The following is a 12,202-nucleotide window of genomic DNA, read 5'->3' as shown; positions in this document are numbered from 1 at the left end:
CACCATCTCGCCTGAGTCCCCAACGGAACGACTTGATCGGATGTGCTTTCGCCCAACTGAGAAACTTGATTGGGATGCAGCGTTTGTTCGCATGTTGGAGATGGCAATGTTATGCTTTGATTCCGATACGAATTCGCCCCCCGCCTCTCAACCCCGCCTCTCAACCCCGCCCCGCATCCCACCTTCCGAGAAAATCAACATGAACTTGTCTCGCACTCCGTTTCCGTTGGCAATCCTGACCTCCGCAATCATTCTGAACGCATCGCTCGCGGCGGAACCTGATCCGTGGAAGGTGTATCCCGGTGGGTTGCCGAGCAGCGCCAACGCTTTGCGTTACAACATCGATGCCAACGTCGAAGCCAGTCGTCAACACGCGAATCCAGTGGGGCTAGAGGACTGGGAGAAGGCGAAAGGATCGCTCGCCGCTAAGTTGGACGAAGCGATTGGTTTGTCACCGCGGCCCGCTAAAACGCCACTGAACGCCCGGGTGACAGGGCGGGTAGAACGGGACGGTTATACGATCGAGAATGTCGTCTTTGAGAGCTTCCCCGGTTTCTACGTGACGGCGAATTTGTATGTTCCAACGGACGTGGAGGGACCGCTGCCTGCAATCGTGGTGACTGCAGGGCATTCCATGGAAGACGGCAAAAATTACGATCTCTACCGGACTGCGCAGATCGGATTGGTTCGGCAAGGTTACGTCGTGCTGGCGTATGATCCGATAGGACAAGGCGAACGAAATTTGCCCGGGTACTCGCACCAAGTCAGTTACCCCGCGTTGCTCGTCGGACACACCAATTTGCGTTACATGCTCTGGGACAGCATCCGGTCGTTGGACTATCTGCAGACTCGCCCAGAGGTCGATCCGAAGCGGATCGGAATCGCTGGCAACTCTGGTGGTGGGCTGAATACGATGTACGCGATGCCGATCGATAGTCGATTCGCTGCCGGAGCGTCGTTCTGCTGCCTGTGCTCCTACGAAGCATGGATCAAGGATGGCGGCAATCATTGCATTTGCAACCATCTGCCGGGTATCGCCCGCAACATGGAGCAGTTTCAGTTCGTGGGGCTTGCCGCACCACGTCCTTTCCTTGCTGGCAACGGTCAAAAGGACCCCATTTTCCCGATTGCCGGAACTCGCGATACGATTCGCCGCGCCGAACAGATCTATGCTCTCTACGATTCAGCTGACCACGTGGCGCTGCGAGATGTCCCAGCCGGCCATGGTTGGTCGAAACCACTGCGGGAAGCTGGTTATGGATGGTTCAATCGTTTTCTGCAGGGACGTGGCGATGGTTCGCCCGTTAGTGAACCCGAAATTGTGCTGGAAGACAAAAAGTCGGAAGACCTTCAAGTTTTCAAAGACGGTAAATTCCCGTCCGATGCCAAGAGCTACGTCGACCTGGTTCGCGAGGAAGCGAACCGACTGGTGTCTGGGTATCCGAGCGTACCGAGCGACTCGGCCGGTTACGCGGCCTGGTCAGAAAACCTACGCGAACAGCTTTGGGAGACCCTGGGCGGTAAGCCGCTGCAGGTCACCTCACCCGCCGAAGAGCACGGAACGTTCGACTGGGACGGTCACACGATTAAGCGTCTTACCATTCGCACCGAGCGTGAGTTGGAAGTACCCGCTCTGTTGATCCAACCCGAGAGTTCCCAAACACCGTTGCCGTTGGTGATCGTTTTAGACTCGGAGGGGAAGCAGGCGGCGATGAAATCGGAAACGGTTCGCCGATTGCTCGAACAGCCGATCGCCGTCCTGGCTCTCGATGTGCGGGGGATCGGAGAAGGGGTGGTCGATGCCAATCAATGTGCCAGTGACGCGATCGTGCTGGGTCGCCCCCTGCTGGCTCAACAGGCTTGGGATGTGATCATCGCGGCCCGCACGCTTTCGGACCAGGAAGGCTTTGGGAAAGTTGCTGTGTATGGACGTGGCAGTAGCGGGTTGGTTGCTCTGCTGGCGGCAGCCCTGTCCGATGAGATCGACGCAGTGGTCACCGAGCGGACCCTCGGCAGCTTTGCCGATGCGATCGCTGATCCATTGCCGCAACCGTTGTGGGTCTACGCTCCGAATATTCTCAAAGTAGCAGACGTTCCCCAACTGGCGGCACTGTGTGCACCTCGCCCCCTGATGTGCGTCAGTCCTGTTGACGGCAACAACAAGGATCTCTCCGAGGATCGCCGCAAATTGCTATTCGATTCGGCTCAGTCCGGCTACAGCACCACCAGCGCCACATCGGCTCTGCAGATTGCATCGGGCAACGAGGCGGAACAAGCTGCGAGCGATTTCCTGATTAATGCGCTCAACCAGTAGCGTGTTCGTCCGGTTTCTTGACCATCTCGTCGAAACCCTTTCTCGATCCCTTCAAGCATCGCGTGGAGGGATCCAAAGGGGGCGTTCCCGGTAGACTCGCTGACCTAGCGGCGAGCGGCGGGGTTATTGGCATCGAACGGGAACTTTGGCTCATCAGACCGAAGTCGCTTCGGGCGAATGAGCCGAATTTTCCTCAAAATGCGGGAATAGTCGGTCATAAAAGAGTTCACTCGGATAAGTAACCATGTGAGGCATCTTTTTGTGGAGAATTTTGTGGACGAGACAACCCGACAAGCGACCCGACAATGGACATTGGCCCAGCCAGCCGTCTCGGCGTTCATTGCGTCGGTGGTCCGTGATTTCCGCGATCGTGACGATGTTCTGCAGAACGTCGCGGTCGCCGTCATCGAATCCTTTGATTCCTATGATTCCAATTCGCCATTCATCCCCTGGGCGATCGGTATCGCGCGGCGGCAGGTAGGGCTGTATTTGCGGCGTCGGGGGCGAGATCCGCTGGTGTTTGACGACGACGCGGTTGCTTGCCTTGCGGTCGCATTTCACGAAGAAGCACAAGAACGCTCACGGGCACTCGATTTCCTGCAGGACTGCCTTGGCTCCCTGGATGGCCGTGCGAAACAGTTGATTGGGCTGCGGTACCGGGACGATATGAAGCCAGCGGCGATCGCCTCTCGAGCTGACATGACGCCAAATTCAGTCGCCAAAGCACTGCAGCGAGTTCGGGATCATCTCAGAGACTGCATTGAACGCAAGTCGCTGGAGGCGAGCGTTTCATGAGCATTGATTCCCAGGTTTAGAAATCTACCGATTCCAGAAATCTGGCATGCGATCGATTTCGATCGATAGCGACAGCGAGACAATAAAACGCGTTGAATCAAAAGTAGCTACCGTCGCCAAAACGGTGGAATCCTCGTTCTGGCGAACGTAGCGACTCGGGTTATTCATTCGTGATCGATAAACCCTGGGGGGATCGCCAAGTGCGACGCGATTCGTTTCATTCTCCACGCGTCTCGCGCAGGAGTAACGATTACCTGATCCACGTGCCCCTTACCGCCTTACTTGAGATCGATTTGTACGGAATCGATCGTTCCGGAAAAGGGAAACGGTGTCTCGTAGTTGCCGACGGCGCCACCGGTATCCTGGCCGACCTGAAGTCCGTCTTGCGGTTGTTCGCTTAGGCTGCCCGGACGCATGTTTGTCGGGACGTTCTGCCCATTGATTCGAAGACGAAGCGGCCCTTTTTTCGGGAGCTCGGCTTCGATCGTTGTCTTCCCTTTGGGTTTGATTTCACTGGCCAGGAGATTGCGTTTTCCGGATCGTGTCACCACCAGGTGCACCTCGCCGTTTTGAACATAGATTCCCCATCCGTGCGACGATCCCCCTTGAGCGATGATGGAGCCATCGCCTTGGATATCGGCAACCGCTTTGACGTGCAGGGTGCGGTTCGGGAGGAACGGAGCAGAGGACGATGGCAGCGTCTGTTCTCCTTTCAGCTGAAAATGCATCTGCTTGCGGTTCAATGCTTGCGCATGTCCTCCCGGCCTTGCCGGAGACAACGGCAACACGTCGGATCGCTCTGCGTACTGTTGCCACAGATCGGCCAGTTCTTTCACCAGGTCCGGGTTCTGTTCACTCAGGTTATTTTGCTCACTTCGGTCCTTTGCGATGTTGTACAGTTCCCATTCTCCTTTTGTCCCTTTGGCAACCAATTTAAAATCCCCTTTGCGTACGGCCCGGTTGCCTTCATGTTCCCAGTAGATGGCCTCGCGTTGGATACTCCCACCGGTGAACAGCGGGACCAAGCTCTTTCCTTGAAGCGGCTTAATCGTGTTCTGGTTATGGAAGGTTTTGGGGTAGGTGCCCTCTGCAACATCGATCGCCGTCGCCATTAAGTCCACCAGGTGGCTGGGGGTGTTCTCTAAAGAACCAGGGCGATTGATTTTGCGGGGCCAATGGACAATCAAAGGTGTCGAGATTCCGCCTTCGTGGACCCAGTGTTTGTATTCGCGAAACGGGGTATTGGATACGGTCGCCCAGACTTTGCCGTAGCCGATCGCTGTGTCGGCTGGTCCTGCGAGGCTACCGACGCCGGTACGCGTTGGGAATCCCTCGCGTGATTGCTGGGGGGTCATGTCCGGTTGAATCCACTCGTCGGGAAGTGCCGGAAGAGAAGGCGTTTTCGCACGCGGTCCTCCCTGCCCCCCTCGCCCATAGTTTTCTGCACAGCCGCCGTTGTCTTGGAAGAAGCAGATCATCGTGTTCTCTAATTGACCGGTCTCTTCAAGGGCAGCGACGATCCGTCCGATTCCACGATCCATGCTATCGATCATGGCCGCGTAGACCTCCATATTGCGCTTGTCCCACTCCCATTCTTTCTCGTTCTGCCAGTCCGCAGGAATCGCCCAATTGACGGTGCTGTCTTCGTCGATCACTCCCAATTCGATCATTCGCTGATAACGCGCGTTGCGAACCGCAGCATAGCCCGCGTCATATTTGCCTTTGTACTTTTCGATATCCTTTTCCAATGCGTGCATCGGCCAGTGCGCCGCAGTGAAGGAAACATACAAGAAAAACGGTTCGGGGTTCGATTGGGAAGAGTGCTCACGGACATAACCCGCCGCATGATCGGCGATGGCGTTCGTGTAATAATAAGTTTCGTCTTCGCGGTCAGCAGCCGTGTATTCGGGATCCGCAAACGGCGAGATGAATTCGTTCCCGCGGGTCAGCGTATTGGGATCAAAGAAACTGCCGGCACCATGGATCGTGCCGTAAAACTGGTCAAACCCGCGCTGCAAGGGCCAGTTTTGTTTCTCGGCGGGCGATGAGGGAGCGACCGTTTGGGTAACGTGCCATTTCCCCGCCATGTAGGAACGATAGCCCGCCGACTTGAGCGCCTCGGGGATCGTCACGCAGTGCCGGTTCAGCTCGCCTCGGTAACCATCGAAACCGCGGTCTTCCATCATGTGTCCGATGCCCGCTTGGTGCGGGTATAGGCCGGTCAGAAGGCTGGCTCGAGTCGGGCAACAGCGTGCTGTGTTGTAGAACTGGGTAAATCGAATTCCGTCCTCAGCCAGGGCATCAAGGTTCGGGGTCTCAATTTCACTTCCATAACAACCGATGTCGGAGTAGCCCATGTCATCAGCCATGATATAGATGATGTTGGGACGATCGGCGGCCTCGGCTTTCAGCGGTGTTGCCTGCAGCGTTTGTGCGACGAGGACCGCCACGGCAGGAATGGCGAGCGCCGTTATTCGGCGTCGCAGCTGACGCGGGAATGTTGGGCGGCAACCGCTGACCGCGTGACCATCGGCCCGCATTTTGGAAAACAAGTTGAGCATGTTGAATCGGAAATTTCGGATGGTGAATGTGGTTTGAACTCTGAGGTCTACGGGGTATCCATCACAATGATGGCCCGCCGCGGATGCATCCTGCGTCTAAAAAGAGCGGGGGGCCACGGGCGGCTAAATCGATGTCGATTCCTGGGCGGCAAGCCTGTGAACTCGATTCGCAGCCACAGTTTCGTTTCTGGCATCAGGTCCTTCAGTTTAACCGCGTGGGCTTCGCACCGCACGGAGTTGCCGAACGCCTACGTCGATGCCCTGCGAGGTTGCTGGTTCTGCTGAATCGACAATCGTTGCAACGCCCCGAACGGATCCATCGTTATGACTCAAAAATGTGATCATCGATCCTTGCGAAACTGGGAGGATGGGGAAGCACTCTCAGCTCTCTCGAATGCCGGATGCATTCGACACTGGGGTTGAATTCCTGTTACACTGAATGTCCCGCCAGCGGTAAATCCGCTCACCCCCCCCGCCTGTGATCTCAACATGCGACAGGAGTTCGTTGATGCGATCCCACTCCATTTTAACCGCAGTGTTTCTATTCGGTTTGTCACTTCCCTTATGGGCAGATTCCGACCAGCACGCGGTCTCCGACAGCGTTTCGTTTGAAGAAGACGTACGCCCTATCCTAAAAGCTCATTGTCTTGAGTGCCATGGCGAAGGGGACGAGACCGGTGGCGAATTAGATCTCCGTTTGAGTCGATTCATCGTTGTAGGTGGCGACAGCGGGCCCGGAGTGGTCGCCGGTCGCCCCGACGAAAGTCCGCTCATTGAGCGGACTGCTTCGCAAGACATGCCGCCGGGAGACGTGAAGTTGACAGCGGAGGAGGTTGATGTCCTGCGTCGCTGGGTTGCATCGGGCGCGAACACGCTACGGCCTGAGCCAGAGTCGATTCCCGATGGAGTCTACGTTCCTCCTGAACAACGCGAGTTCTGGTCCTTCCGACCGATTCAAAATCCTGAGGTTCCCGAAGTGGCTCAGCAGGATCGCGTCCGAAATCCCATCGATGCGTTTCTGCTGCGCCGTTTGGAAGAAGAGGAGATGGGGTTCTCGCCCGATGCGGAACGTCCGACCTTCATCCGGCGCGCCACCTTAGACCTGACCGGCCTGCCGCCCACTCCCGCCGAAGTGGACGACTTTGTTGCCGATACCGACCCACAGGCGGTCGAAAATTTGATTGACCGCTTGCTGGATTCACCGGGGTACGGGGAGCGTTGGGGCCGGCACTGGTTGGACGTTGTCGGCTATGCAGATTCCGAAGGGTACACCGATGATGACCCGGTTCGTCCCCATGCATACCGTTATCGCGATTACGTCATTTCGGCGTTCAGCGATGACATGCCATTGGATCGCTTCGTCCGCGAGCAATTGGCGGGCGATGAAATGATTGGCTATCCCAAGAAGAATCTGTCGACCGAAGAAACGGCAAAGCTGATTGCCACCGGGTTCCTGCGGATGGTTCCCGATGGGACGGGGAAAGTTCGTGGCGAGGAACTGCCTCTCGCTCAAAACCAGGTGATGGCCGATGCCCTGCATGTGGTGGGAAGTTCGCTGTTGGGTTTAACGCTCAGCTGCGCACAGTGCCACAACCATCGCTATGACCCAATCCCGCATACTGACTACTTTCAAGTCCGAGCGATTTTCGAGCCCGCCTATGACTGGAAAAACTGGAGAGCCCCCAGTGCCCGGTTGGTATCGCTCTACAACGATGCCGATCGCAAAACGGCTGCGGAAATTGAAGCCCAAGCGAAGGTGGTCGACGTCGAATACAACCAACGTGCGGCGGAATTGATCGCCGAAACTCTCGAGGATCAGTTGGTCCATCATGTCCCCGAAGAGCTCCACGATGCGGTTCGCCTGTCCTACCAGACTCCAGTCAAAGAACGCACCGACGAGCAGATTTCGTACTTGAAGAAGTATCCAAAAATCCTGAAAATCTCGGCTTCGTCTTTGTACCTGTACGACCGAGAGCTCCGCGGCAAACTGGCGACGCTGAAGAAGGCCTTCGCCGAAAAGACTCAAACGTTACTTGCCGCCGCTCAGGAGAAGGCGCTCGCCTCACTCCCAGAGGATGTGGCCAAACCGTTCGCAGCCGCTCTGCGGGTCGACGTGGACAAGCGGACAACACCACAGAAAGACCTGATTGCGGAACATCCCGAACTCGTGGTCACCGTGGAGAATCTGGCGAACCACGATGCAGCGGCTGCTGCGGAATGGGCGGCTTTCAAAGCAAAAGTCGATCAAACCCAAGAACGCGCTCCGCAACTGGCGGAGATCAAGAGCCGTGCGAGTGCAATTCGAGCCACAAAGCCGGAGGAACAGTTCGTCCGTGCGCTAACCGAGATCCCTGCGAAAGTCCCCGAAACGTTTCTGTTTGCCCGGGGCGATCATCGCAACCCACGACAGGAAATCCAGCCCGCCGTGCTGTCGATCCCGGCTGCAGACAAGCCCGTTAAAATTCCTCTCGACGATGAAAAACTACCCACAACCGGTCGCCGTCTGGCTTATGCCCAATACCTGACAAGCGGCGAACATCCACTCCTTGCAAGGGTTTTAGTCAATCGGTTTTGGATGCACCATTTCGGCAAAGGGATCGTCAGGACCCCAAGTGATTTCGGGATGTTGGGAGATCGCCCCTCACATCCCGAGTTGCTTGATTGGCTGGCGACTTATTTCATGGCGAATCAATGGAGCCTGAAGGGGTTGCATAAATTGATCATGACGTCGACGGCCTATCGGCAGTCACTGCGAACCATCCCGCCCGACGGAAACGATCCGGAGAATCGCTTGCTCAGTGGAATGTCGATTCGACGTCTAGAAGCTGAAACGTTGCGAGATAGTGTTTTGGCGGTTAGCGGTCGATTGAATGCGAAACGATTCGGCCCTCCTGTCCCTGTCATGGCCGACCGTGTTGGACAAATTGTCGTGGGCAAGGAAAACCTGAGTGCAGGTCGCCCCGGTGCAGTGATTGACATGCAGGGGGAAGACTTGAGGCGATCTGTTTACATTCAAGTGCGCCGAAGCCGACCGCTCGGATTGCTGGATACTTTTGACGCTCCCAAAATGTCGCCGAATTGCGAAAGCCGACCGGCATCGACCGTGGCGCCGCAGTCGTTGCTATTGATGAATAGCGAGTTTTTACTGAAACGCTCAAGCGATTTTGCTGGCCGGCTTGCCGAAGAAGCGGGTGAGGATCGCAGAGCTCAGGTGAAACTTGGTTGGGAACTGGCGCTGTGCGAGTCTCCAAGTGAGGAGCAGATCGATATGGCTGTCGCGTTTATTGACCAACAGGAACAGCACCTGACCGATTCGGCGGAAGCGGCGGCGATTGCAAAAGCGGACCAGACGCAGACTCCTCAACGTTTGGCAATCGCCAGTTTCTGTCAGACGCTTTTCGGTTCAAACCGTTTCCTATACGTAGATTAAAAAGCTATGGAACATCAACAGTCCAGCGAGCAGTGGTCGCACCGCAGTGGACCTTCTGCCTCCTCACGTCGGCACGTCATGGCTTCTGGGGCGATGAGTTTGGCGGGGTTCGCTCTCGCAACGCTGTTGCAGAACGAAAGATTGAAAGCGGAAACGCCGGTGAAGGATCCGTTCCTTCGTCCGGAATTGGAACCGAAGTCTTACGACGTCAAACCGAAGAAGCCCCACTTTCAGCCAACTGCCAAGGCGATGATTTCGCTTTGGATGCAGGGAGGCCCAAGCCATTTGGATCTGTTCGATCCCAAGCCTGAACTTCAAAAAATGGATGGCAAGAACTTTGAAGGCGATATTAAATACGACAACGCCGCCGAAGCAACCTCCAAACTGATGGCTTCGCCGTGGAAGTTCAGCAAGCACGGCGAGTGTGGGATGGAACTGTCGGAACTGCTGCCCGGACTGGCAGGAGTTGTCGATGAGATCACGATGATTCGGTCCATGCACACCGGGGTTAACAATCACGGCCAGTCGATTCAAGCATTGCAGAACGGCCGCATCCTGTCCGGCCGCCCTACCGTGGGAAGCTGGCTGACGTACGGGTTGGGATGCGAAACGGACAACCTGCCCGCCTACGTTGCGTTGATCGATCCCGGTCAACTGCCCGTCATGGGTGTCGAAAACTGGACCAACGGTTTCTTGCCCTCCGTTTATCAGGGGACGGTCATCCGGCCCAAGGAACCACGGATTTTGAACCTTGATCCGCCGGCCCATCTAAAAGGTGTGGCCCAGAAAGAAGCCCTCAGTTTCCTGGAACAGCTGAACCGGCAGCATCTCGCCGAGCGTCAAGGGTATCAGGACCTCGAGGCTCGAATTGCCAGCTATGAACTGGCTGCAAAAATGCAGCTCGCTGCGAAGGAAGCGGTCGATTTTAGCTCCGAGACCAAAGCGACCTTGACCCTGTACGGCCTGGATGATCCTGCGACCAAAGAGTTTGGAGCACGATGCTTGATCGCCCGTCGGTTGATCGAACGAGGCGTCCGGTTCGCACAGGTCTTCACTGAAAACCAGCGATGGGACCACCATGGCAGTATCGCCAGCGGGTTGCCCTCGGCGTGCAAGAAAGTAGACATCCCGTCGGCCGCACTTGTTAAAGACCTGAAGCAACGTGGCATGCTTGATTCCACCGTCGTGCACTGGGGTGGTGAAATGGGCCGCCTACCAGTGATCGAGAACGACTCAGGGCCCAAACGCGTTGGCCGCGACCATAACACCTATGGATTCAGTATGTGGGTCGCGGGCGGTGGGTTTAAGAAAGGGCATGTCTATGGAGCCACCGATGAGCTGGGCCATAAAGCGGTCGAAAATGTGGTCAATCACTTTGACTATCATGCAACGTTGCTCCATCTGTTCGGTTTGGATGCTGAACGTCTGAGCTTTGAGTCCAACAACCGATCGATGTCGCTTCTCGATAACCAGGGCGGAAAGGTGATCAAGGGACTGTTGGCATAAGCGCCCACGCGTCCGATGAGTTCTACCTCACGCTGCCCCCACCGAACCTTCCGCGGTGGACTGCGGCCGCCCCCCCATTGGATATCGCAGTTCGAGCAGAAGCGAAATTCGCTGGGAAACAGCAAAGTCAATCACCTCGGTGTGAGGTGCATCCGTGATCGGTGGTGAAAGTTCCGCCTGCAGTGCCGGAAAAACCACCTCGCGTCTGCCGTGTCCAGTTCGATTTTTCGGATCATTGCCACGCCAGCCGCGTTCGATCGATCGCAAAGGGTGGTGCAGGTGCGAGAGAAAACCCCTGAGGTTCGGAAATTGTCTCGAATTCACTTCGAGAGCACCCCCGATGGTACGCGGACTGCATTCTCCATAGCAAAGTGCCCGTTCACTTCCGCCACCCCATTTCGCGAACACGTTTCCCGAGACAAATTCCCCATGAATCAACGCCCGAATCACGACTGCAGACGACGCTCTTTCGTCCTCGCACTTACGCTCGCCGTTGCCGCTGTGCCGTCACTCACATTCACCCCCAGTCTTGCTGCACAGGAGAAGCCCGCGGCCAACGAGGCGGACACTCAGCGGGAGCAGATAGTCGCGAAGGGTTTGGCCTTTCTCGCCGGGGAGGGACAGTCAGAAGCGGGTACGTTCTCCGATCAAGTGGGGCCGGGCGTCACCGCTCTGGCGCTGACTGCGGCGATGAAGAACGGGCGGTCCAGCGATGATCCTGTTGTGGCCAAAGGACTCAAAGCCCTCGCGGGCTTCGTCAAGCCTGACGGCGGGATCTATGGAAACGGGCGCCTGAAGAACTACGAAACCTGCGTCGCGATGGTCTGCTTTGCCGAGGCCAATGAATCGGGAAAGTACAATGAGATTTTGAAGAATGCCAAAAACTTCGTCACAGGCATCCAATATGGCGAGGGAACACGTGATCCTTCGGATCCTTGGTACGGTGGCGTCGGATACGGGGGTGCGGGGCGTCCCGACCTGTCCAATACGGGCTACATGATTGAAGCTCTGCGTGCGGTCGAGGTGCCAGCGGAAGACCCAGCCATCCAGCGAGCCCTGGCGTTCGTATCACGTTGCCAGAACCTCGACTCGAAATACAACGATACCGCGTTTGCTGCGAAGGTGGACGATGGCGGATTTTACTATGAGATTCCGCTGACAAAAATCGATCCGAGCACCTCCGATGAACGCTACACGCCTGACGGTGGTCTGCGCAGTTACGGCTCGATGGGGTACACCGGACTCAAAAGCATGATTTTCGCCGGGCTGACCCAAGACGACCCGCGAGTCAAAGCGGCGCTGCAATGGATCCAGGATCACTATGACGTTGAAAATAATCCTGGGATGGGATCAGCGGGACTGTACTATTACTACCACACCTTTGCCGCCGGACTCAGTGCGGCAGGTATCCATACGCTGACCGATACCGCGGGCGGTGAGCACGATTGGAAAGCCGACCTGATTGCCGAGCTTGCTGAGCGTCAAAACGCAGATGGGTCGTGGGCGAACTCAAACTCACGCTGGTTTGAAAACGACCGGAATCTGGCAACGGCATTCTCCTTGATGGCGTTGTCGTATTGCAAATAGGGAGTAGCC

General features: G+C 56.5%; 7 protein-coding genes. 5 read left to right on the top strand and 2 right to left on the bottom strand.

Translation table 11 applies throughout. From position 1 onward, the window contains the following. Nucleotides 1-199 precede the first annotated feature (199 nt). Together SH410x_RS04825 and SH410x_RS04820 are read left to right on the top strand one after the other, a co-directional pair. On the top strand, nt 200-2,314 hold the full coding sequence (locus SH410x_RS04825) for an alpha/beta hydrolase family protein (RefSeq protein ID WP_473675117.1): 2,115 nt from the start codon (nt 200-202) through the stop codon (nt 2,312-2,314). Between the two features lie 273 nt (nt 2,315-2,587). Then, nucleotides 2,588-3,109, top strand: a complete 522-nt coding sequence (locus tag SH410x_RS04820; protein WP_473675115.1) for a sigma-70 family RNA polymerase sigma factor — start codon at nt 2,588-2,590, stop codon at nt 3,107-3,109. Nucleotides 3,110-3,387: 278 nt separating this feature from the next. Here SH410x_RS04820 and SH410x_RS04815 read toward each other — a convergent pair whose 3' ends face one another. Then, nucleotides 3,388-5,670, bottom strand: a complete 2,283-nt coding sequence (locus tag SH410x_RS04815) for an arylsulfatase (RefSeq protein WP_473675113.1) — start codon at nt 5,668-5,670, stop codon at nt 3,388-3,390. A 508-nt stretch (nt 5,671-6,178) separates the two neighbouring features. On the opposite strand from SH410x_RS04815, the gene SH410x_RS04810 reads away from it, so the two are divergent. Together SH410x_RS04810 and SH410x_RS04805 are read left to right on the top strand one after the other, a co-directional pair. Continuing rightward, nucleotides 6,179-9,100: a PSD1 and planctomycete cytochrome C domain-containing protein gene (locus SH410x_RS04810; protein ID WP_473675111.1), complete on the top strand. Its 2,922-nt coding sequence runs from the start codon at nt 6,179-6,181 to the stop codon at nt 9,098-9,100. A 6-nt stretch (nt 9,101-9,106) separates the two neighbouring features. After that, nucleotides 9,107-10,606, top strand: a complete 1,500-nt coding sequence (locus SH410x_RS04805; protein WP_473675109.1) for a DUF1501 domain-containing protein — start codon at nt 9,107-9,109, stop codon at nt 10,604-10,606. Nucleotides 10,607-10,633: 27 nt separating this feature from the next. On the opposite strand, the gene SH410x_RS04800 is transcribed toward SH410x_RS04805, so the two are convergent. Then, nucleotides 10,634-10,873, bottom strand: coding sequence for a hypothetical protein (locus tag SH410x_RS04800; protein ID WP_473675107.1), 240 nt, complete (start codon nt 10,871-10,873; stop codon nt 10,634-10,636). Between the two features lie 162 nt (nt 10,874-11,035). Between SH410x_RS04800 and SH410x_RS04795 the strand changes: the two genes are divergently transcribed. Further along, nucleotides 11,036-12,193: a prenyltransferase/squalene oxidase repeat-containing protein gene (locus SH410x_RS04795; protein ID WP_473675105.1), complete on the top strand. Its 1,158-nt coding sequence runs from the start codon at nt 11,036-11,038 to the stop codon at nt 12,191-12,193. Nucleotides 12,194-12,202 lie beyond the last annotated feature (9 nt).

Source organism: Rhodopirellula sp. SH410 (assembly GCF_055811895.1).
This window is presented reverse-complemented; position numbering and strand designations above follow the sequence as displayed.

Bases quoted from the DNA above. Each gene is read 5' to 3' on its own strand.
- SH410x_RS04810 (WP_473675111.1), top strand. From the start codon at position 6,179: ATGCGATCCCACTCCATTTTAACCGCAGTGTTTCTATTCGGTTTGTCA.
- SH410x_RS04805 (WP_473675109.1), top strand. From the start codon at position 9,107: ATGGAACATCAACAGTCCAGCGAGCAGTGGTCGCACCGCAGTGGACCT.
- SH410x_RS04825 (WP_473675117.1), top strand. From the start codon at position 200: ATGAACTTGTCTCGCACTCCGTTTCCGTTGGCAATCCTGACCTCCGCA.
- SH410x_RS04795 (WP_473675105.1), top strand. From the start codon at position 11,036: ATGAATCAACGCCCGAATCACGACTGCAGACGACGCTCTTTCGTCCTC.
- SH410x_RS04815 (WP_473675113.1), bottom strand. From the start codon at position 5,670: ATGCTCAACTTGTTTTCCAAAATGCGGGCCGATGGTCACGCGGTCAGC.